This window comes from Aquabacterium sp., assembly GCF_036273115.1.
Lineage (GTDB): Bacteria > Pseudomonadota > Gammaproteobacteria > Burkholderiales > Burkholderiaceae_C > Aquabacterium.
Genome location: NZ_DASUIN010000002.1, coordinates 14,895 through 36,663, shown reverse-complemented (window position 1 = coordinate 36,663; position 21,769 = coordinate 14,895). Strand labels below are relative to the sequence as shown.

The 21,769-nt window shown below is 59.8% G+C and carries 20 protein-coding genes and 1 other RNA gene; 12 read left to right on the top strand and 9 right to left on the bottom strand.

Annotated elements, in window-relative coordinates; all coding sequences use genetic code 11:
• Positions 1-71 precede the first annotated feature (71 nt).
• The 6 genes from VFW72_RS00930 to rpsP all read right to left on the bottom strand — a co-directional run bounded on the left by VFW72_RS00930 (position 72) and on the right by rpsP (position 4,033).
• Positions 72-1,070, bottom strand: coding sequence for a CobD/CbiB family protein (locus VFW72_RS00930; RefSeq protein WP_329672382.1), 999 nt, complete (start codon positions 1,068-1,070; stop codon positions 72-74).
• Positions 1,071-1,124: 54 nt separating this feature from the next.
• The gene (locus VFW72_RS00925; RefSeq protein ID WP_329672381.1) at positions 1,125-1,817 is read right to left on the bottom strand and encodes a CoA pyrophosphatase; all 693 of its coding nucleotides are present in this window, start codon (positions 1,815-1,817) and stop codon (positions 1,125-1,127) included.
• A gap of 92 nt (positions 1,818-1,909) precedes the next feature.
• Entirely contained in the window at positions 1,910-2,266 is a 357-nt protein-coding gene (rplS, locus tag VFW72_RS00920; RefSeq protein ID WP_329672380.1) for a 50S ribosomal protein L19, read from the bottom strand.
• Positions 2,267-2,340: 74 nt separating this feature from the next.
• Positions 2,341-3,114 (bottom strand): tRNA (guanosine(37)-N1)-methyltransferase TrmD, encoded by a 774-nt coding sequence (gene trmD, locus VFW72_RS00915; RefSeq protein WP_329672379.1) that lies wholly within the window; start codon positions 3,112-3,114, stop codon positions 2,341-2,343.
• A gap of 12 nt (positions 3,115-3,126) precedes the next feature.
• Positions 3,127-3,774 (bottom strand): ribosome maturation factor RimM, encoded by a 648-nt coding sequence (gene rimM, locus VFW72_RS00910; RefSeq protein ID WP_329672378.1) that lies wholly within the window; start codon positions 3,772-3,774, stop codon positions 3,127-3,129.
• Between the two features lies 1 nt (position 3,775).
• Entirely contained in the window at positions 3,776-4,033 is a 258-nt protein-coding gene (gene rpsP, locus VFW72_RS00905) for a 30S ribosomal protein S16 (RefSeq protein ID WP_329672377.1), read from the bottom strand.
• 220 nt (positions 4,034-4,253) lie between these two features.
• On the opposite strand from rpsP, the gene VFW72_RS00900 reads away from it, so the two are divergent.
• Complete coding sequence (locus VFW72_RS00900) at positions 4,254-4,712, top strand: hypothetical protein (protein WP_329672376.1); 459 nt, start codon at positions 4,254-4,256, stop codon at positions 4,710-4,712.
• Positions 4,713-4,742: 30 nt separating this feature from the next.
• Here the strand turns inward: VFW72_RS00900 and VFW72_RS00895 are convergent, their stop codons facing one another.
• Entirely contained in the window at positions 4,743-5,105 is a 363-nt protein-coding gene (locus VFW72_RS00895) for a DMT family protein (RefSeq protein WP_329672375.1), read from the bottom strand.
• Between the two features lie 104 nt (positions 5,106-5,209).
• Between VFW72_RS00895 and VFW72_RS00890 the strand changes: the two genes are divergently transcribed.
• From VFW72_RS00890 to VFW72_RS00870, 5 genes are all read left to right on the top strand, one after another.
• Positions 5,210-6,322, top strand: coding sequence for an AIR synthase-related protein (locus VFW72_RS00890; RefSeq protein ID WP_329672374.1), 1,113 nt, complete (start codon positions 5,210-5,212; stop codon positions 6,320-6,322).
• 117 nt (positions 6,323-6,439) lie between these two features.
• Positions 6,440-9,484: a hybrid sensor histidine kinase/response regulator gene (locus tag VFW72_RS00885; protein WP_329672373.1), complete on the top strand. Its 3,045-nt coding sequence runs from the start codon at positions 6,440-6,442 to the stop codon at positions 9,482-9,484.
• Positions 9,483-9,581: signal recognition particle sRNA small type (ffs, locus tag VFW72_RS00880), an RNA gene on the top strand. Before VFW72_RS00885 ends, ffs begins: the two co-directional genes overlap by 2 nt.
• Before the next feature lie 85 nt (positions 9,582-9,666).
• Positions 9,667-10,788, top strand: coding sequence for a 3-dehydroquinate synthase (gene aroB, locus VFW72_RS00875; protein WP_329672372.1), 1,122 nt, complete (start codon positions 9,667-9,669; stop codon positions 10,786-10,788).
• A gap of 19 nt (positions 10,789-10,807) precedes the next feature.
• Positions 10,808-11,953 carry a deoxyguanosinetriphosphate triphosphohydrolase gene (locus tag VFW72_RS00870; protein WP_329672371.1) on the top strand — a complete coding sequence of 382 codons (1,146 nt, stop codon included), beginning with the start codon at positions 10,808-10,810 and terminating at the stop codon, positions 11,951-11,953.
• A 23-nt stretch (positions 11,954-11,976) separates the two neighbouring features.
• Here VFW72_RS00870 and VFW72_RS00865 read toward each other — a convergent pair whose 3' ends face one another.
• Both VFW72_RS00865 and VFW72_RS00860 read right to left on the bottom strand, forming a co-directional pair.
• Positions 11,977-13,446 carry a methyltransferase domain-containing protein gene (locus tag VFW72_RS00865; protein WP_329672370.1) on the bottom strand — a complete coding sequence of 490 codons (1,470 nt, stop codon included), beginning with the start codon at positions 13,444-13,446 and terminating at the stop codon, positions 11,977-11,979.
• Positions 13,443-15,389, bottom strand: coding sequence for a tetratricopeptide repeat protein (locus VFW72_RS00860; protein ID WP_329672369.1), 1,947 nt, complete (start codon positions 15,387-15,389; stop codon positions 13,443-13,445). Before VFW72_RS00860 ends, VFW72_RS00865 begins: the two co-directional genes overlap by 4 nt.
• Positions 15,390-15,815: 426 nt before the next feature.
• Between VFW72_RS00860 and VFW72_RS00855 the strand changes: the two genes are divergently transcribed.
• The 6 genes from VFW72_RS00855 to VFW72_RS00830 all read left to right on the top strand — a co-directional run bounded on the left by VFW72_RS00855 (position 15,816) and on the right by VFW72_RS00830 (position 21,755).
• Positions 15,816-16,679, top strand: coding sequence for a flagellin domain-containing protein (locus VFW72_RS00855; RefSeq protein ID WP_329672368.1), 864 nt, complete (start codon positions 15,816-15,818; stop codon positions 16,677-16,679).
• Positions 16,680-16,934: 255 nt separating this feature from the next.
• The gene (locus tag VFW72_RS00850; RefSeq protein ID WP_329672367.1) at positions 16,935-17,801 is read left to right on the top strand and encodes a flagellin domain-containing protein; all 867 of its coding nucleotides are present in this window, start codon (positions 16,935-16,937) and stop codon (positions 17,799-17,801) included.
• 143 nt (positions 17,802-17,944) lie between these two features.
• Positions 17,945-19,408 (top strand): flagellar filament capping protein FliD, encoded by a 1,464-nt coding sequence (fliD, locus tag VFW72_RS00845; RefSeq protein ID WP_329672366.1) that lies wholly within the window; start codon positions 17,945-17,947, stop codon positions 19,406-19,408.
• 130 nt (positions 19,409-19,538) lie between these two features.
• A complete protein-coding gene (gene fliD, locus VFW72_RS00840; RefSeq protein WP_329672365.1) occupies positions 19,539-20,840 on the top strand; it encodes a flagellar filament capping protein FliD in 1,302 nt (433 codons plus the stop codon).
• 109 nt (positions 20,841-20,949) lie between these two features.
• Entirely contained in the window at positions 20,950-21,411 is a 462-nt protein-coding gene (gene fliS, locus VFW72_RS00835; RefSeq protein WP_329672364.1) for a flagellar export chaperone FliS, read from the top strand.
• Complete coding sequence (locus VFW72_RS00830; protein WP_329672363.1) at positions 21,408-21,755, top strand: flagellar protein FliT; 348 nt, start codon at positions 21,408-21,410, stop codon at positions 21,753-21,755. Before fliS ends, VFW72_RS00830 begins: the two co-directional genes overlap by 4 nt.
• Positions 21,756-21,769 lie beyond the last annotated feature (14 nt).

The following is a 21,769-nucleotide window of genomic DNA, read 5'->3' as shown; positions in this document are numbered from 1 at the left end:
AGCGTCTGCTCGACCTCAACAAAAAACCACCCCGAGGGGTGGTTTTTTTATGGTGCCCTCCGGGCGCCAGATCACCCGATCAAATTCGCCAGCGACAACAAGGCCAGCAGCATCATCCACAAGACCACCGATCGCCAGATCAGGGCCACGACGCTGCGCAAGTGCGCCATCTGTGGCGGAGCACCAGCCGTGCTGCCCACCGCGTCAATGACTTCAGAGTCTTCGCCCTGAGAGAAGGTCCGGCTCATGTCGCCCTGCTGCTCGGCCACGCTGGGTGCTGCCTGCCCCCCAAGGCGTACCCCCAAGGCACCAGAAGCCGCGGCCAGAATCGTGCCTTCGTTTGGCCGTGCCCATAAGGCTGCGTGACGACGCCAGGTTTCCACAGCATCTTCAAAATTGCCAACCACCGCGAAGCCGAAGGCCGTCAAACGCGAGGGAACGTGGTCTAGCCAACCGAACAGGCGCGTTGAAAATTCCATCAGGCGATCGTGGGTCTGCGTCCCCGTCACATGACTTTTGTAGGACCAATAACGGCTGGTGAATTCGGCCATACGATACAGCACCGCCCCGGCCGGCCCTAAACCGAGAGTCGACAAAGCCACAAACCAGAAAAACACGCCAAACACGTGGCGGTGCGCGGCGAGCAAGGAATACTCCAGCACATGGCGAAGCAACTCGGTGCGCGGCAGATCGCTGGCATCCACGTGCTGCCAACGCGCCAGCAACTCACGGGCACGCTCTTCACGCCCCTCTTCGAGCGCATCGCGGATGTCGGTGAAATGATGGCTGAACTGCCTGAAACCCAGGGTGAAGTACAGCACCGTCACATCGAGCGCCAAAGCCAGCACGGTGCTGTAGCGATTGACCACCATGTAGGCAATGGCCAGCACCGCTGCGGGCGCAACCACGGTGATGACCCACACCACACGGGCATGCACATCGGCACCCGCATCGAAATTGCGCCCAGCCCACCGCACCCAGCCCGACAGGACATGGTGAAACACGTTACGTGGCGAGAGAGGCTTGAGCTGTTCGATCATCAGGGCGAACAGCACGGCAAAAAAGCTCATGCGCAGATCATAGCGGGAGCATCGGCCACCTCGACACGAAACCGGTGCGATGACTCATGCAGATAGGAAGCGGTATAAATTTCGCAACATCGCGGCTGTGGCACCCCAAATGAAATACTCCCGCGCGATGTCAGGATGGGTCCAAGGCATGGCCCAGAATTCCACGGAAGGGCCCGGCATGGGCACAGCACGACGCTGGTGGTACTGAGGATTCATCAAAAAGGCCAAGGGCACCTCAAATACCTCGGCCACCTCACCGGCATCGGGCTGCAAGGCCAACTGATGCCACTCGTCCGGCCCCACCTGAATCGCCCCGACTACCGGGGTGACCTCAAACCCGGAAATGGTGCGATAGGTTGGCAACATACCCAGCACCTGAACACGATCGGGGTGCAAGCCTACCTCTTCCTGCGCCTCGCGCAGGGCGGTGTACACCGCATCCGCATCAGAAGGCTCACTACGCCCGCCAGGGAAGCTGATCTGGCCTGCATGGGCCTTCAGATGAGGTTGGCGCTGGGTCAGCAGCACGGTGGGCTGGTCTCGCATGATCAGGGGCACCAGAACCGACGCCGCCACACGGGGGCCATCAGGGACCATGCGGTCCGCCAGCACATCTGGCTGCCAAACAGGCGGCTGCGCAAAACGCTGCACCAAAGCCTGATGCGTCAAACGATCCAGGGGCACCGGGGGCAGATGATGGTCATGGGCCACGACCGGCGTCTTTTGAGGATCAAACAATGCAGACATAGACGCCCAAGATAGCAAAAACCGCCTGGGCTTGCGCAACAGGCGGTTTTTTGGGGGAAGCCCCATGGCTGAATGCCATGGCTAAGCGATGCTTAGGCGAGCTTTTCCTTGATACGTGCAGACTTGCCGGAGCGCGAGCGCAGGTAGTACAGCTTGGCGCGACGGACATCGCCACGACGCTTGACTTCGATCGAAGCGATCAGCGGGCTGTACAGCTGGAATGTACGCTCAACGCCTTCGCCGCTGGAGATCTTGCGGACGATGAAGCTGGAGTTCAGACCGCGGTTACGCTTGGCGATCACAACGCCTTCGTAAGCCTGAACGCGCTTGCGGGTACCTTCCACCACATTGACGGACACGATCACGGTGTCGCCAGGGGCGAAAGAAGGGATGGTTTTGTTCAGACGAGCAATTTCTTCTTGCTCGAGCTGCTGAATGATGTTCGACATCAAGGGCTCCTAAGTGATCATGCCCGCGCCACGAGGAATGAATTCGGCCGGGTAGAGGATCGGAAAACCGCAGATTATAGCGGCAAGTTTGACAAAAAGTGTTCGTCCTGTTTGGAAAGTTCTCCGCGCGCTCGCGCAGCTTCGATCAATTCGGGGCGACGACGGGCTGTGATGGCCAGTTGTTGCTCTCGACGCCAGCGCGCAATGTGGGCGTGGTGACCGGACATCAGCACCGACGGCACCCCCATTTCCTGCCCTTCAGGCAGCGTCAACATTTCAGGGCGACTGTAGTGAGGACAATCCAGCAAGCCATCCGAAAAGCTGTCTTGCTCATGCGAAGCGGCATCGTGCAGCACACCAGGCTGCAAACGCGCCACGGCATCCATCAGGGTCAGCGCTGGCAACTCGCCACCTGACAGGACATAGTCGCCCAGGCTGATCTCTTCATCGACATAGGCATCAATGAAGCGCTGGTCGACCCCTTCGTAGCGACCACACAGCAGCACCGCACCAGCGGATTGCGCCAACGCTTGAACACGCGACTGCGTCAGCGGACGCCCCGCAGGACTGAACAGGATCACAGGCAAGCGCTCGCCACCAGCTGCCTGCTGATCAGCCCGAATGGCTTGCAACGCGCGCACGAGGGGCTCCACCAGCATGACCATGCCCGGCCCACCACCGAAAGGACGATCATCGACACGGCGATAGACGCCCTCGGCGTGATCGCGCAAAGGCCACAAATGCACATCGACTGCGCGCGATTCAAACGCGCGCCGGGTCACGCCCACCGTCTGAAACGGCGCAAACAGTTCGGGAAACAGGGTGATGACGTCGAAACGAACGGCCACGTCCGGCGCCCGTCAGTAGTCCAGACCCCAGTCGGCCACGATACGACGCTCCGCCAGGCTGACGGAATCGATGTAGGCCGACACAAAGGGAATCATGCGCTCGGTGCCGTCAGCCGCTTTCAGGCGCAGCACACAGGTCGGGCCTGTGTCGAGCAAATCGACCACTTCACCCAAGGCTTCGTTGGATCGGTTGACAACGTTCAGGCCAATCAGGTCAACCCAGTAGTACTCGTCGCTGTCAGGCGTCGGGAATGCCGAGCGAGAAACGAACACGCGAGCGCCTTTGAGCGCTTCAGCGGCATTGCGGTCTTCAACATCGTCAACGGTGGCGACGATGACATCGGCTTGCTCACGCGCTTGCTTGACTCGCAGCAAGCGGGGCTGACTCAAACGCGCCGGAGCAAGCGGAGTTGCAGCGGGTTTGACAATCGGAGTTTTGTTGCCCGAAGGCTTGGCAATGGACGGGCCTGTAGGCTCGGCCGGCCGCACGAACCATTTTTTCGTGCAGAAAAGAGCCTGGGGGTCAGATGAAAAAGGCAGGACCTTGATCCCGCCTTTGACGCCCCAGGCATCGACGATGCGCCCAACTTCCACCGCATCTTCTGGCCAGACAACACCGTCTTCCAGAACCAGGGGGGCAGACTGAGCGCGATCAGACATATCAGGCAGCAGCGGCCTGGGTCTTGGCTTGACGCAGCAGACGGGCCACGGTGTCAGACACTTGAGCGCCGTTGCTCACCCAGTACTCAACGCGGTCCAGAGCGATACGCAGACCTTCGGCCTTGCCGGAAGCCATGGGGTTGTAGAAGCCCACGCGCTCCAGGAAGCGGCCATCGCGACGGTTGCGCGAATCAGCAGCAACGATGTTGAAGAAAGGGCGCTTCTTAGAGCCACCGCGAGTGAGTCGAATCACGACCATGATGTGTCCTTTGATAGTTTGGCGGCGGGCTGTCCTAGGAGACACTCGAGTTCAGACCACCTGGGTTCAGCCCGGGATGGAATCCTCGGACCGATTTGACTGTTTTCCCAATCACTTTTCCGACCCGTTTAGATACATGCTGGCGTGGGAAATCACTCAGCTCGTGCCGGAAAGCCCGCGATTATAGTGCGTTCAAACCCTTTTGTGTGAGTCATCCCGCATGTTGCCCCCCTACAAATCGAAAACCCTTGCAACCTGGGCGGCCCTGATCGGCGGCCCCGTGGGCCTGCACCGCTTCTATCTGTATGGGCTGGCCGACGTGTGGGGCTGGCTGCATGCCCTGCCAACCTTGCTGGGCTTGTGGGGCGTCAACCGCGCTCTGGAGTTGGGGCAAGACGACCAACTGTCGTGGGTGCTGATCCCGATTCTGGGCAGCATCGTGGCCTTCACCATGCTGCATGCGATTCTGTACGGCCTGACCCCGGATGAGAAATGGCATGCACGCTTCAACGCCAGACTCGAACCGAGTGTCACCCCTGCGCCCAGCGGTTGGACTGCCGTGATTGGCGTGGTACTGGCCTTGATGATCGGCGCCACCGTGCTGATGGCCACCATTGCGTTTTCAGGCCAACGCTACTTTGAGTATCAGGTTCAGGAAGGGCTCAAGCTCAGCCAGTGAGTCAACACTTGGGCCGATGTCTTGATGCCGTCACGCCCGGAACATGAAGTACGCCGCCCCGACCAGACACAAGGCGGCCCAGATGTAGTCGAGCTTGAATGGCTGCCCCAGGTAGAAAACCGCGAAGGGCACAAACACGCTCAGGCTGATGACCTCCTGCATGACCTTCAGCTGCCCAACGGTCATGGTCTGGGCTCCAACCCGGTTGGCTGGCACCTGCAGCAGGTATTCGAACAAGGCGATGCCCCAGCTGGCAAAAGCCGCGAAAAACCACGGCTTGCTGGCCATGTTTTTCAGGTGCCCGTACCAGGCAAACGTCATGAACACATTCGAGGCCACCAGCAACAAGGCCGACTGCATGGGAATGGGCAAAGACTGGATCAAGCTATTCATGTAACGAGTCTAGCCCCACAAAACCGCCGGCATCGTCGATAATGGCGGATTACCCTAGGCTTTTCTACGAGCCTGTTCGTGTTCCCCTCATCCGCTTACCCGCCATGACTCAGCCCAACACGCCCCTCACCTACGACCAAGCCGGTGTCAACTACGACTTGATCGATCCGTTGAAGGTGGCCGCGCAGCGTGCTGCGGCAGAAACCGGCGCCAACCTGGCTGCCCATGGTTTCAGCGAAATGGCGGCTTCGCGCGGTGAATCGGCTTACGTGGCCGATGTGGGCCCCTTCTATCTGGCCTCGATCGTGGAATGCCTGGGCACCAAAACGCTGGTGGCCGACGAAATGGCGCAACTGACCGGCAAGAGTTACTACGACAGCATTGCGCAAGACACGATCGCCATGGCCGTCAACGATCTGATCACCGTTGGGGCTACCCCGCTGGTGGTGCAAGCCTACTGGGCGGCGGGTGGTTCCGACTGGTTTGGCGACAAGGTTCGCGCCAACGCTTTGGTCGCGGGCTGGAAAAAGGCCTGCGACACCTGCCAGGTCGCCTGGGGCGGTGGCGAAACACCTGCGCTGGCAGGCATCGTGGCCGATGGTCGCGTCGACCTGGCCGCCTCCTGCACGGGCATCATCAACCCCAAGAGCCGCCTGTCCGTGGGGGACAAGCTGGGCGCGGGCGACGCGATCGTGCTGCTGGCCTCCAGCGGCATTCACGCCAACGGCCTGTCTCTGGCCCGCAAACTGGCTGAGCGCCTGCCCAAGGGGTATCTGACCGACATCGGTAACGGCCAAAGCTATGGCGAAGCCTTGCTGGCACCCACCGTGCTGTATTCGCCGGTGACCGAGGCTCTGGCCAAGGAAGGCATCGTGGCGCACTACTGCGCCAATGTGACCGGCCACGGCTGGCGCAAGCTGCTGCGGCACCCCAAGACCCTGACTTATCGGATCACTGCCGTGCCCGAAAAGACCCCGGTGCTGGCCTTCATGCAGAAGGAATGCCAACTGGACGACCACGAGGCCTACGGCACCCTGAACATGGGCGCGGGTTTCGCGCTGTATGTCGCGCCCGAACATGCGCAACGCGTGGTCGAAGTATCGGAAAGCCTGGGCATTCCTGCCATGGTGGCCGGGCGAGTGGAAGAAGGCCCCAAACAGGTCATCATTGAGCCACTGAACGTGGTGTACGGCGCAGAAGAACTTCAATTGCGCTAAATCAATGCCCTCGTGTAGGGCTTTTCCTCAACTTTCTGCATCTTTAGCCGATTCTTCTGACTCAGGGCTTCAGGCAACCCTTCATCATCTGCCTGAACCACAGAAGGGCGGACGGGGATGCAAACAGGGCCAGAAACGCTGGACGGCATCAAAGGCAGGATCCAGCAATCGATCGACAAGGCGGTCAGCGTCACGTTGGCGCTGGCTGTTGTGGCTGGCCTGGCCTTGCTGTTGGCGGTGGTAGCCGCCGATCACCAATCATCCAACCTGAAGTGGGGCCGCATTGCCAGCGGCCTGGGCGTGAGCCTGGCCGCCATGTGTGGGCTGGCTGTGCGGCGACGCTTCGGCTCCCGATTCGCCATCGTGCTGTTCAGCGTGCTGGTCTATGTCGGTGCGACAGGGATGTCGATCTACTCTGGTACCGGCGTGGCCTCGCCCGGCAATGCTGCGGCATTGGCCTTGGCCGTGATCTCGGGGTTCATGGTGGGGCCGCGTATCGGTCTGGTCGCGTCGATCGTGGCGCTGACTGGCATCTTGCTGCTGACAGGGGCGCAGCAACTGGGCTGGATCAGCGGACTGACTCCACACAACCTGCCCCCCGCGGCCGCCTATACGGTCACCTACCTGGGCGTTTTTGCCATCGCAGCATGGGTGGTCTACGAATTCAGCAAGCTGTTCTGGCAGGCGCTGGCACACCTGGATCAGGCTCGCCTGGCTCTGCAGGAGAAGGTCACGCAACAAAGTGCGACCAAAGCCAAACTGATCGACAGCGAAAAGCGGCTGACCGCCCTGCTGGATCGAACCCCCATGGCGATTCTGATTTTCGAGATCGACAGTGGTCGCCTGCATTACGCCAACCAGCATGCGCTGATTGAGCACGAGGTGGAGACCATCGAAGCCTTGGAGGCCCTCACCGACCGCAGGCACGACGAATTCGGCCGTGCCGAACTGATGCATGCAATTTCGCTCACCAGCAAACAAGGCCCGCATCAAAGGCAATGGCATTCGATCACCCAATCAGGACGGGAGCGCTGGTGGTCGGTCAAGCTCGACCTGTTGACGCTCAACGGCACCGAGTATGTGGCAGCGTGGGCCACCAACATCACCGAGCAGATCACCGTACACCAGGCGCTGATCGATGAACAGTTCAGACTGGAAGAAAAGGTGCGAGACCGCACACAGGAGTTGGTCGAGCAACAGCGGCAATTGAGTGCCATTCTCGACGCGCTGCCGGTGGCCTTGAGCATGAAGGATCTCGAGGGCCGCTACCTGATGTGCAACCACGTGTTTGAACAGATGGCCAGCCGGACGCAAAGCGACATCCTGGGCCACACCGACAGCGAGCTGTTTGGCTTCTCAAAAGCCTATGCCATCAGCCACGACGATGCAGAGATTCTGGAGAGCGGCCAAAGCAAGCGCAGCGAACAGGACATTCCATCAGACCGAGACGAACTCAAGGACTACCTCATTACCAAAGTGCCGCTGCTCGACGATGCGCAACGCCCTCAGTCGCTGCTGACACTGGCAACCGACATCTCCGACATCAAGGCACTTCAGCGGGAGTTGCGAGCCGCCACCAAGGAAGCGGAACGTCTGGCGCAGATCAAGGCCGAGTTTCTGGCCAACATGAGCCACGAAATTCGCACGCCGCTCAACGGCGTATTGGGCCTGGCGCACATTGGGATCAAGGAGCATGCCAACACCCCATCAGCCCAGGCCTTGTTCCGAAAGATCACGCACTCCGGCCAACACCTGCTAGGTGTGATCAATGACATTCTCGATTTTTCGAAAATCGATGCGGGCAAGATGAGCATCGAGTCAAACTGCCTCAACCCGACTCAGACAGCTGAGGAAGCCGTGGGCATGCTGAGAGAAAAAGCCGAGAGCAAAGGCCTGACATTGACCTTGCAGATTCAAAACGCGCCGAACTGGATCCACGGCGACAGCTTGAGAATCCAGCAGATCCTGATCAACTTGCTGAGCAATGCGGTCAAGTTCACCGACAAGGGCCATGTGACCTTATCCCTGACCCAAAGCGCCGACTCACTGTGCTTCCAGGTCAGCGATTCAGGCATTGGCATGAGCCCACAGATGCTGTCTCGGGTGTTCAGCCCATTTGAGCAAGCCGACACCTCGACCACGCGGCAGTTTGGCGGAACAGGACTCGGGCTCACCATCAGCCGCCAGTTGGCCAGACTGATGGGGGGAGACATTGAAGTGGTCAGTACGCAAGGCGTGGGGTCGACCTTCACCTTCCGGCTGCCCCATCAGGCCGATACCAGCATTGCGGCGCCGTCGCCGCCGATCAAGTCGGAATTGCCCCCCACCCCCTTGCATGGCTTGCGCATCTTGGCCGTCGACGATGTGGACATCAACCGCGAGGTGCTGACCAGCATGCTGGAAAGCGAAGGCGCCACCGCCATTCAGGCTGTACACGGCCTGGACGCGCTGGAGCAAGTTCAGCACCACGAGCGAGACTTCTTCGACATCGTGCTGATGGACGTTCAAATGCCTGTGATGGATGGCCTGGCTGCGACGACTCAAATCAAGACACTGATCCCGGACCTGCCCATCATCGCTTTGACGGCACACGCCTTGCCCGAGGAACGCCAACGGTGCCTGGAAGCCGGCATGGTCAGCCACCTGTCCAAACCCATCGACCCTGAGCAGATGGTTCAAGAGATTCTGAATCAGGTCCGAAAACAGGCATACCACCCCACCATGAACAAGCCCAGCCCCTCCATCCCCCCCGCCATTGCCCACGCACCCGCATCCCCCGAATGGCGTGCATTGGAAGGCGCTGATCTGAACATGGCCCTGGCACGCTGCGGCGGCAAGGCATCGGTTTTACTCAAGGTGCTGCACAAGTTCAGCCAGGCGCAGCATGAGTTCGAAGCACAGTTTTCGCCCTTGGTTTCCCAGGACTTGGACCAAGCTCGCCGAACCGCTCACGCACTCAAAGGCACCTCGGCCAACCTGGGCTTTGCTGAAATCTCGAGCAAGGCCGCCAACCTGGAAGCCGCCTGCTCTGCAGCTGACCTCGCGAAAATCGATGCCGCCCTGGCGGAATTGAGCCCGATTCTTGAGCAATCGCTTCATCGGCTGGATGTTTGGTTGGCCGAGCAAGAAGAAACCGCCAGCATGGCCTACAATGGCGAGTGACGGGCCTCCCCGCATGGAGGCGCGGCCAACCGGGTCAGGTCGGGAACGAAGCAGCCCTAACCGTTTGCCGCCAGTGCCGGGGTTCAGGCTCGTCACCCTATTCAATCTGATGCCCCCTGCGTCGCGGCCGGGCCCTTTCCTTGCGCGAAGGTTCGGGGCTCACCCAGGCTTGCACGGCGTACATGGCATCGATTTCCTCTCCCTCCGCATCCCCTTCACAGGTTTCCGCCACGGTGTCGATTGACCTGGGCGACCGGAGTTACGACATCCGCATTGGCCAGGGGCTGCTGAGCGACCCCACGCAGTTTGCGGGTCTGCCCAAGTCTTCCACGGCCCTGATCGTCACGAACACGACCGTGGGCCCGCTGTACACAGCCAAGCTCAAGCAGGCTCTCAGCGCCCACCACAAGAAAGTGCTGGACGTGGAACTGCCCGATGGTGAAGCCTACAAAGACTGGCCCGCCCTGAACCAGGTGTTCACCACCCTGCTGGAATCGGCGTGTGACCGCAAAACGGTGCTGTATGCACTGGGGGGCGGCGTGGTGGGCGACATGACCGGCTTCGCCGCCGCGTGCTACATGCGTGGCGTGCCGTTTGTGCAAGTGCCCACCACCTTGCTGGCTCAGGTGGATTCAAGCGTGGGCGGCAAGACCGCCATCAACCATCCGGCTGGCAAGAACATGATTGGGGCGTTCTACCAGCCTCATCGCGTCATTTGCGATCTCGACGTGCTCGACACCCTGCCCCAGCGTGAGCTGTTGGCCGGCCTGGCCGAAGTCATCAAGTACGGCCCGATTGCCGACGCCGATTTCCTGAACTGGCTGGAGGCCAATCTGGATGCCCTGCTGGCACGAGACCGAGCCGCACTGACTCATGCGATCCAGCGCTCCTGCGAAATCAAAGCCTGGGTGGTGGGGCAAGACGAAAAGGAATCGGGCCTGCGAGCCATTCTGAATTACGGCCACACCTTTGGTCATGCCATTGAGGCGGGCCTGGGCTATGGCGAATGGCTGCACGGCGAGGCGGTGGGGTGCGGCATGGTCATGGCCACCGACTTGTCGGCTCGCATGGGGCTCATCGACCACAGCACATTCGAGCGCATCTACCGCCTGATCGAGCGCACGGGCCTGCCAGTGGTGGGGCCGAACCTGGGGGCTGATCGCTACATCGAGCTGATGCAGGTCGACAAGAAGGCCGAGGCTGGCGAGATTCGCTTTGTGCTGATCGGGCCCTTGGGCACGGCCACCACGCAAGCGGCCCCAGATGCCCTGGTTCGCGAAGTGATTGCAGCCCACACCCGCTGACCACGAAAGCGCCCCCGCCATGTCACAGGTTCCCAACGCGGCATTGGCCTCTTACGCCAGCCATTCGGATCAGACACGCGGGCGGCGCCATGCTGAAGCCCCCGCCCCGACACGCAGCGAATACCAGCGTGACCGCGATCGCATCGTGCACAGCACGGCGTTTCGGCGGCTGGTGTACAAAACGCAGGTCTTCCTGAACCACGAAGGCGACCTGTTCCGCACCCGGCTGACGCACTCGCTGGAAGTGGCCCAATTGGGGCGCTCCATTGCGCGGTCGCTGGGGCTGAACGAGGACCTGGTCGAAGCCATTGCACTGGCGCATGATTTGGGTCACACCCCATTCGGACATGCAGGCCAGGATGTGCTCAATGAGTGCATGAAAGACCACGGCGGGTTCGAGCACAACCTGCAGTCGCTGCGTGTGGTGGACGAACTCGAAGAACGCTACCTGGGCTTCAATGGCCTGAACCTGACGTTCGAAGCACGCGAGGGCGTGCTCAAGCATTGTTCGAAGCGCCACGCCGAAGAATTGGAACAAGCCGAACCCCAAGGGGTGGGCCACCGCTTTCTGGCTGGCACCCAGCCCAGCCTCGAAGCCCAGCTGTGCAACCTGGCAGATGAAATTGCCTACAACGCGCACGACATTGACGACGGGGTTCGCTCAGGCTTGATCACGATGGAGCAGCTGGAAGCCGTGCCCTTGTTCGTGCGCTTCCGCGATGCGACCTGGCAAGAATACCCACAGGCCAAAGGCCGACGCTTGCTGTTTGACACCATTCGCCGCATGCTGTCGCAACAGGTGTACGACGTGATTGATGCGACCCGCGCCCTGCTTGATCAACACCGCCCTGACGACGCGAACGCGGCCCGGCTGTGTCCACCGCTGGTGCGCTTCAGCCAGCCGATGCGAGAGGCCAGCACCGAGTTGAAGCGCTTCCTGTTCAGGGAGCTATATCGACACCCGCAGGTCAACGACACCACGGCCCGCGCCAAGCAGGTGCTGTCTGAGTTGTTTGCAGCCTATGTGGATCGCCCACAGGAGATGCAGCCTGACTTCGCACGTCGCGAAGACTTGCACCGCGCCGTGGCCGACTACATTGCCGGCATGACCGATCGCTTTGCCATGCGCGAGCATGAACGCCTGACGGGGCGCCGGGCGTTCTGATTCACAACGAAAGCGCTGAAGCCTTACTCATCGATGTCTTGGGGCATGCAGAAGTCAGGCCGCATCACACGGGCGGCGTTTCGCTCCTTCAGTGTGGTCTCGACCTTGGTCAACAGCACCCGCATGAAGGCGGCCTTGGGGCGATCGCATTCTTTCAAGGCATCATCGAGATAAGCAAACTGCTCCACGTTGAAGCGGTGCTCGAACCAGCCCAGGTACCAGAACCAATCGGTGTAGTACAGCCACGAGCGCTCGTTCAAAGCGCGAACATGAGTGGGATCTTGCCAAGCAGTCAAGGCCAACTCAAACGGCACTTCGATGAGGAACTGCCCCCCGGTCTTCAGCAGATCCAGGCAGTTCTCCATCAAGCGGGGCAAATCGGGTACGTGCTCGAGCACATTGTTGGCATAGATCAAGTCAACTGTGCCGGGCTGCAGCACGACCGGACCGGCCTGGGGCGTATGGGCTGCCACCGGCCATTGCACCGTCTGACCTAGATCGAGAACCAGGTCGGGCTGGGCACGATCAAGAATATCGATGTTGAACCAGCCCAGCTTGTAATCCTTGCCCGAGCCGAGGTTGATGCGCACGGGCTGCCAGGGTTCGGTTGGACGGCGCTCCTGATGGCCTTGACCATAGCCGGCAGCAAAGGCCAGTGCGTCGGCATAGGCTTCAACAGGGTCGACCGATTGGAAATGGCTCAGTGCCGCTTGCGCTGCCTCATAGTAGGCCGGCGTGGCGAACTGGTTGGCAAAGAAGGTTTCGAGGTCATCTGGGCGCACCCAGAAGACGCTGTCTTCAAAAGCGGCATGGGGTTTGGCCAACTCTGAGCGCTCGGACACCACGGGCGTCCCCAGCGACAGGCAATGCGATACGCGAGCTTGCTCGAATCGGCTACTGGCATAGAAATGCGCATTGAACACGCACTTGGCTTGCTTGATGAACTCGTCTCGCTCTGGGCCGTACAAGGGGGAATCAAACAACACGACCTTGGCGCCGGTCGACTCGATCCGATTGAGCATCTCGCGGCGACGCTCGTTCATGCTGCCAATGAAGAGCACATCAATGGGCCGCTCAGCCAGAGGAATCGAATGCTCAGGCTTCAGATATGGCGCATTGAGGAAGGGCACGATGGGCACATCATCAATGTAGGTGGTGTATGCGGGCACGTTGTCGGCGTCGTAGTCGACCACAGCCGAGCGTGACAGCAGCTGCATGTAGTCTTCGCTGACTTTGGCACCGCCCTCGCCCAACTGCTCCAGGTTCACGAAGATGCAGGTGTAACGCTGTGTCAAGTTGGCATCAAAGCCGAGGTGCGCACCAAAGACAAAGTTGACGGCATCGTGCTGCAAGCGGTTCTTGCTCAGGCTGACCGAGGCGCCCATGCGGCGAAACTGATGTCGGAAGTAGCGCGCCTGATCCAGAAAACCCAGAGAGTGCACATAGCCTGAAGGCTGCATGATGCACAGATTGATGTGAGGGAGCGTGCTCATGCTTGTCCTTCCTGTTCAGTGTGAATCGCTGGCAATGGCGCAGGGTCCAACCCTTGATCCGATCGTGCAACCATGCGTTGCAGCAGATTGCCCAGATCCGTGGCAAAGCGGGTGCTGTCAAACAGCGGAGCGGTGTCGCGTGCAGCCAGCAGGCCTTCGCGCACTTGGCTCAATCGAGTCCGATCCAAAGCCAAGGCAACTGCTTTGTCCTCGTACTCGGTGGCGTTGCCACAGACAAGTTCAGGCAGGTTGACCGCATTGAGCAAACTACCCGCCACGCGTGAAGCGAAGGTCTGCCCCATCAGGCTCAGAACGGGCACGCCAGCCCACAAGGTGTCACTGGTCGTGGTATGTCCACCGCATGGAAAGGTATCGAGTGCAATGTCGGCCAAGGCCAGGCGTTGGCGATGTCGATGGGTCTTCTCGAAGTTCGCGAAGTAAAGGCGCTCTGGGCTGATGCCACGTTGACGTGCCTCTTTGCGCAACTGGGCACGCACAGGCTCATCGGGCACCAACAGCCACAACACGCTATTGGGAACTCGATTGAGGATGCGACACCAACTGTCGAACACCTCGCGGGTGTATTTGTATGACTGGTTGAAGCAACCAAACACAAAGGCATCCTCAGGCAGACCACACTCGGCACGCGTGCGCGTCACATCGCGATGCCGCGTGGTGTCATTGGGCTGATAGGTCACGGGCATCTGCGCAATGTTCTCGGTGTAGTTCTCTTGCGCAGACAAGGGAGTGACGATGGGGTCGCCAATGATGTAGTCAATGAAAGGCGCGCCGCATGTCCCCGGGTAACCCAGCCAGGCCACCTGAATGGGAGCGGCTCGGAAGGCGAAGGTGGCGAGTCGGCTGTCCAAGGTGAAGCCCTTGAGTTCAAACAGCACGTCGATGCGATCAGCGCGAATGGCCTCGGCTTGTTCATGCGGCTTCATCGGGCCGCACTCGATGAAGTGATCGGCGGCAGCCACCACGCGCTTGCGTAGGTCTGAACCATCGTCAATGCCATGCGAGTACAGAAAGATTTCAAAGTTCTCGCGGTCCAGCTTTTCCAGTACTTCAGCCAACAGCATGCTGGTGGCGTGGTGATGGAAATCACTCGAGACCATGCCGACGCGGATGCGAGCCTGCGGGTCACGCTTAGGGAAGTCCGAGCGCGCCATGGGTTTGACATGCGCATAGCGACGCATGTCCCATACCGCAACAGCCTTCTGCAATTGCGCATCGTCGGTAATCGACAGCAAGCAGAATGGGCTGATGGCTTCCTGATCGGCCCCTTCATGCAATCGGTCGATGGTATCGGCCAGGCTGTTGCGGTCAGCATCGACACCATCCCAGTCGCACGCCCACGCCGAGTAGTGCGGCGCATACATGGCGGCAGACAACAAGGTAGGCTCCAACACGTTCAAGGTGCGGAAGCACTCTGCCGCTTCTCGATGCTGACGCAGTCGCCCCAGACAGAAACCCATTTGTGAATAGGCTTCACGGCTATCGTGCTTGAGCATGAGGCTGGAGAGGAACTCTTGCACCGCCTCCTTGTGTTGCCCCATATCGCTCAGGCAAGCACCGATCAACAGATGATGCCGGGCATCTCGTTTGACCGAGTCGGGCAGGGAACGCAGGACATCCAATGCCTGCTCGTGCTGACGGCGATCACGGTGCAACTGAGCCAACATCTGGTTGGCAATCAAACTACAAGGATCGGCTTGAGTGGCATGTCGAGCTGCGTCGATCGCTGAGTCCCAACGACCTAGCTTGTTAAGCGAGTTCGCATAGTTGGTCCAGAACAGTGAGTCTTGCGGATTGAGCTTCACCGCCTTCTCAAACTGCACACAGGCGGCAGCATGCTGGCCTTTGCGCGACAAGGCAACGCCTTCCTGCCACGCCTTCTCGGCTGTTTGCAACTGCTTTGAGGGGACTTTGTGTGGCTTCATACCGCTTCGGTGCACTGTATGTTGCGAGGCTGCTTGCAGCATCGACGTTCTCCATCAAGTTTGAGATTCGACGTCCGAAATGCAAGCCAGACGTCCTTCTGCTCGCTATTCAGAACTCTAGAAGTACTGCCTGCTAGAGGAGAAGGTGATAAGCAGGACGTTTCCCTCTTAGATTGCCGCACAACAAATTTACAAACTTGTCAAGCACCAGCTCTAAAGTTTGCGCGGCAATCTCCCGATAAGAGGGTTAACGAGCTAGCAAATGCGTGTTCGTGGTCCGGTTAGCCGGCCAATGGCTCAAGACAGCAGACTGTTTTGATCACAGCGGTTGACTAAACGCCGGATGCCCACCAGGCGGGCTGTATATGCCTGGTGAATGTCCGGTGATTTTGCCGGTAAGTGATCGAAGCTCAAAGGAGTAACACCATGCCCTCAGTAGTCAACACCAACCTGATCTCGCTGAACTCGCAGCGCAATCTGTCTACCTCTCAAACCGCCCTGACCACTGCCATGCAACGCCTGTCTTCGGGCTTGCGTGTGAACTCTGCCAAGGACGATGCCGCCGGTCTGGCCATCTCTGAACGCATGGGTGCCCAGGTCCGCGGCATGAACGTCGCGATTCGCAACGCCAATGACGCCATCTCTCTGACGCAAACCGCTGAAGGCGCGATGGCCAAGGTCGGCGACTCGCTGCAGCGTATGCGTGAACTGGCTGTGCAAGCCCGTAACGCCACCAACTCCAGCAGCGACAAGGACTCGCTGGACAAGGAATTCGATCAGCTGGCACAAGAAATCCAGCGCGTGATCGGTGGCACCACCTTCAACGGCAAGCACGTGATCGGCTCCGACGCTGGCACCCTGACCTTCCAGATTGGCGCCAACACCAGCACCGATGACACCATCGACCTGGCCACCACCAACATGGGCTCGGCATCCTCGCTGACCAACGTGGCGGGTACCGACAACACTGGCGCAGGCCGCGCCAAGATCGACAGCACGATCGACTCCAGCGGTCTGAAGACTGTGATCGACAACATCGACGGCGCAATCGACTTCGTCAACACCCAGCGCGCCACGATGGGTGCTGCTCAGAACCGCTTCGATGCAGTGATCTCCAACCTGCAGGTGTCGGTGGAAAACCAGAATGCCGCTCGCAGCCGCATCACTGACGCCGACTTCGCGACGGAAACAGCAAACCTGTCTCGCGCCCAGATCCTGCAACAGGCTGGCAACGCGATGGTGGCTCAGGCCAACCAGCTGCCCCAACAGGTTCTGCGTCTGCTGCAGTAAACCCGCCCCGATCAGACAGGCAAGCGCCTGTTTGCCCTCAAAGCCTCGCCTCGGCGAGGCTTTTTCATTGCCAGATCAGATTTGAGGGCCGTTTCAGGTCTTTATTGCATTTTTGGACTTCAAACACCCCGCCGAAAATCAGTCCAACAGGTTTCACCAAAAAAGACCTGTGGTCCGGCTCAGGGTCGGGTGTTGTAGCAAACGCCGTCTGACGCTTCCTGCCGGGAGTCACCGGCTTCTTGTGGAGTGTTCGAAATGCCTCAAACGATCAACACCAATCTGGTTTCGCTCAACGCACAGCGAAACCTGAACATGTCTCAGTCTTCCATGGCTGTATCCATGCAGCGCCTGTCTTCGGGCCTGCGAGTGAACTCAGCCAAGGATGACGCCGCCGGCCTGGCCATCGCGGAACGCATGAATGCCCAAGTTCGCGGCATGAATGTGGCAGCCCGCAACGCCAACGACGGCATTTCGCTGGCGCAAGTCGCGGAAGGCGCACTGAGCAAGATTGGCGATTCGCTGCAACGCATGCGTGAACTGGCTGTGCAAGCTCGTAACGCCAGCAACTCGCAAAGCGACAAAGACTCTCTGGACAAGGAATTTGGCGAACTGGCCAAGGAAATCCAGCGCGTGATCGGTGGCACCACCTTCAACGGCAAACACATCATTGGATCGGATGCCGGCACCCTGACCTTCCAGATCGGCGCCAACACCAGCTCCGACGACACCATCGATGTGGGCACGACCAACATGGGTTCGGCCACCGAAGTGATCGCGGTAGCGGGCACTGACAACACAGGCCTGGGCCGCGGTGTGATTGACAGCACATCCGACACCACAACCATCAAGGCTGTGATCGACAACATCGACACTGCCCTGAACTTCATCAACGATACCCGTGCGACTTACGGCGCCACGCAGTCTCGTTTCGACGCCATCATCTCGAACCTGCAGGTGTCGGCTGAAAACCAGACCGCAGCCCGCAGCCGGATCATGGATGCCGACTTCGCCGCAGAAACCGCCGCGCTGTCTCGCTCGCAGATCCTGCAGCAAGCTGGCAATGCCATGGTGGCGCAGGCCAATCAATTGCCACAACAGGTTCTGAAGCTGCTGGGCGGTTAATGAGCCCTGCGGCGAATCAGAAATCGGTCTTGAACGATCCCTCAAGGTATTGAGCAAGCAACCGATAAGACTGATGTCCTCTCCTGGACCGGTCCGTCTGATCCCGTCGTGCGGACATCTCTGACCCCTTCCGGAGCATTGCGATGGCCTCGATATCTTCCAGCACATCCACTCCAACGCTCTCGTCACTGGGCGTTGGCAGTGGGCTTGACGCCGAAACAATCGTCAACAAGCTGGTGGCGCTCGAACAGCAGCCGCTCGAGAAGCTCAAGACACAAGCCAGCACCATCCAAAGCAAGATTTCGGCGTTCGGCAAGATCCAGTCTGCAGTGTCGTCTCTGCGCGATGCCGCATCGAAGCTGACCAGCCCTGATCTGTGGGCCAGCACCGTCGCCACGTCGGCCGACAGCTCGGTCGCGTTCACCACCTCAACCGGCGCCACCCCAGGCAACTACAACGTCTCCGTCAGCTCGCTGGCCGCCGGGCAGTCTGTGTTGTCGAACACGGTCCTGACCTCCCCCTCCAGCACACTGGGCGCAGGCACCCTGACATTTGAAGTCGGATCCTGGTCGGGCGCAGCGTTCACCGGCAAAACCGGAGCCACCGCAGTCAACGTCACCATCGATGCCGCTGACTCCCTGGAAGCCATTCGAGACAAGATCAACAGCGCCAATGCGGGCGTGAAGGCCACCATCATCAACGATGCCAGCGGCGCTCGTCTGGTGATGAATTCGGCCAGTACGGGGCTGACGAACGGATTCCGCGTCACCGTGTCCGACAGCGACGGTGTCAACGACGATGCCAGCGGCTTGTCCGCGCTGTCATTCACCGACCCCACCGCAACCGGCGGTCCCACGACGCAAACCCAGGCAGCCTCCAACGCGGCAGCTAAGATCAACGGCGTAGACATCAGCTCCGAGACGAACACCTTCAGCAATGTGCTGACCGGGATCACCGTCAATGTGAGCAAGATCACCGCTGCACCGGTGGCCGTCACGATCTCGCAAGACAACGACACCATCACCAAAGCCATCACCGATTTCGCCACGGCTTATTCGTCGCTTGATGCCGTTCTCAAAAGCAATACCAAGTACGACGAAAGCACCAAAAAGGGTGCCATTCTGCAAGGCGACGGCACCGCACTGAACCTGATCAATCAATTCCGCTCTTTGCTGGCATCGAACACCTCGGTCTCGAGCGTATTCACCACGCTGTCTTCGGTCGGCCTGGAAACTCAATCAGGCGGCGCACTGAACGTCAACAGCACCAAGCTGAAGTCCGCACTGGGTAACCTGGCGGAAATGAAAAAACTGTTCGCGACCACCGACCTGACAGGCGGCGGCGCCGACGGTATGGCCACCAAGTTCCGCAAACTGGCCGACACGCTGTTGGGCATCGAAGGCGCCCTAACCACCCGCACCGCCGGGCTGAACACCGCCGTCAACAACAACCAGAAGCGACAAGACGCCATGGAAACCCGCTCAGCGCTTTACGAAAAGCGCCTGCGCGCGCAATACACCGCACTCGACAAGGCCATGGCGTCGATCAGCACGCAAAGTGGCTACGTCACACAGATGATCAATTCCATGAACAAGAGCAGTTCGTGAAATAGTCACTGAAGCAGATTCAAGTCTGCCCAAGTCCCGCCGATAGTCAGGTTGAGAAGGGTTGTGGAATGCCTCGAGGGCATCCACCTCCACCCATGTTCGACTGTTTCAGTTCCGGCAGGACGACACCATGGCCTCGATCGGCTCATTAGGCAAACCAGATGGCGGCGACCTCAGCAAGATGGTCGTGGGCGCCGCTGTGCCTGTCCGATCCACCTCATCGATGGATGCGGCAGGGCACAGTCAGGACGCCTCAGCGCGTATTTCCACCACGGGCAAGCTTCAAAGCACCCTGACCCATCTGGCGGAAACCACCCGAAAACTCAGCCAACCGCAAGTCTGGCAAGCAACCCGTGCGCAATCCAGTGCACCCGATGTCATCGATGTGACCACACAGACATCCGAGCCCGACCAGAAAATCGACGTTCACGTCGACCAGATCGCGTCGGCTCAGACCGCCATGGCTGCGGTGTTTTCGCCAATGGGCACCACCATCGGACTGGGCACACTCAACATTGAAGTTGGCAGCTGGAATAGCTCTTTCAGCTCCTTCACCACCAACCCCAATTGGCCGAAGGCCCGTGTCATGACCGGGCCAGGAGACCCCACAGTCGAACGCCTGCGAGACAAGATCAACGGCGCAGGCATGGGCGTGATTGCCAATGTGATCAGCGACTCGACTGGCACCTACCTGATCCTGAAAGCCGCCTCCACCGGCAGCCAGAACGGATTCCGCGTCACGGTCGAACCCGATGCCGGGACACCTGCGGCGCAAGCTGAGTTGCTGAAGCGGCTGAGCTTCAACCCGCCCGAAGAGCCTCAAGGCATGGCGCTGACCCAAGCCGCCCAGGACGCGCAATTGCGAGTCAATGGTCAAACCGTCACCTCGCCTGGCAACTTCATTGAAGATCTGGCACCTGGCGTCGACGCCACTCTCAAACAAGCCAGCCCCGAGTCGGTGCGCATCACGGTCAAGCATGACCCGTCGGAAGCGCAAATGCTGGTGGAAGATTTCGTCCGAACCTACAACGACCTGCAAGGACAACTGAGCCACGCCAGCCAAGCCCATCCCGGCACGCTTGAGGCGGCCCGGACCGCACACAGCGCTCTGCGAACGCAGATGAGCCAGGACAACTCGCCGCTGAAGCGAGACATGGCACAACTGGGCATCAGCATGAAAGCCGATGGCCAACTTGAGCTCAACCGTGGCCAACTTGCACAGCAACTGGCAATCCAATCGGAGCCGCCAGCCAGTTTGGGCCCATTGCTCAGGTCGTGGAACCAAAGCGGCCACGACACCATGACGCCTCCCGAACCGCGCCCGTCTTCCGGTCCCGATTCGACAGCAAATTGGTCTAACACGAGCCCACTGTTCCGACAAGCCCTCGTGGGTCAGTACACCAACAATCTGTACGCGGAAGACCTGCACTGAAACGTGTGTTTTCCGGCTTTCTAAACGGCCACAGAGGTTCAAGCTACAGGGGTGGGTGCCGATAACAAAAACAACGCTGTGATCAGCACCAACCCTAAGAGACACCCAGATGTACGCCACCGCCACAGGCACCTCGCCCAGCATGTTCAGTGCACGCAACATGAGCAGCGTCTACCACCAGGTGGGCGTCCAGACCGGCATCAATGGCGCGACCCCTCACCAGTTGGTCGTGATGCTTTTCAATGGCTTTCTCGACAGCATTGGCAAAGCCCGCGCTGCCATGGCTGCAGGTCAGATTGAAGCGAAATGCGAAGCCATCACGAAATGCGTCCGCATCGTCGATGAGGGCCTGAAAGCCAGCCTCAACCTGCAAGAAGGTGGCCAACTGGCGCACCAGCTCTACGACCTGTATGGCTACATCACCAAGCGCCTGACCCAAGCCAATTTGCACAACGACCCTGCTGCACTAGAAGAATGCGTACGCCTGCTGACCCCCATTCGAGAAGCGTGGATGGCCATGGCCCCCACAGCAGACAACACCCCTCGCCAAACCCTGGAGGTACAAGCATGAATGCGCCAGAATTGCTGACGGCTCCCGACGAAGACCTCCGCGATGGCAGCCTGCTGAATTTCTATGAGGCCATCGAGACCGCCAGTCACAACATGCTGGATGCAGCTCGCGCCGGCGACTGGGACACCGTCGTCAAACTCGAGGGCGCCTGTGCCGTTCTGATTGCTCGACTCAAGCACGCTGCCCAAGATCGCACCCTGGGTGCCGATGAGCAGGCGCTGAAGTCGCGCATCATGCACCGCATCCTGGTCAATGATGCCGAAATCCGCAACCTGGCAGAGCCCTGGATTCAGGACCTCAGCCGCATGGTTGGCGGCGCGACCGATCCCCGCCAGATGCACTGAATCACCGGAGCCCC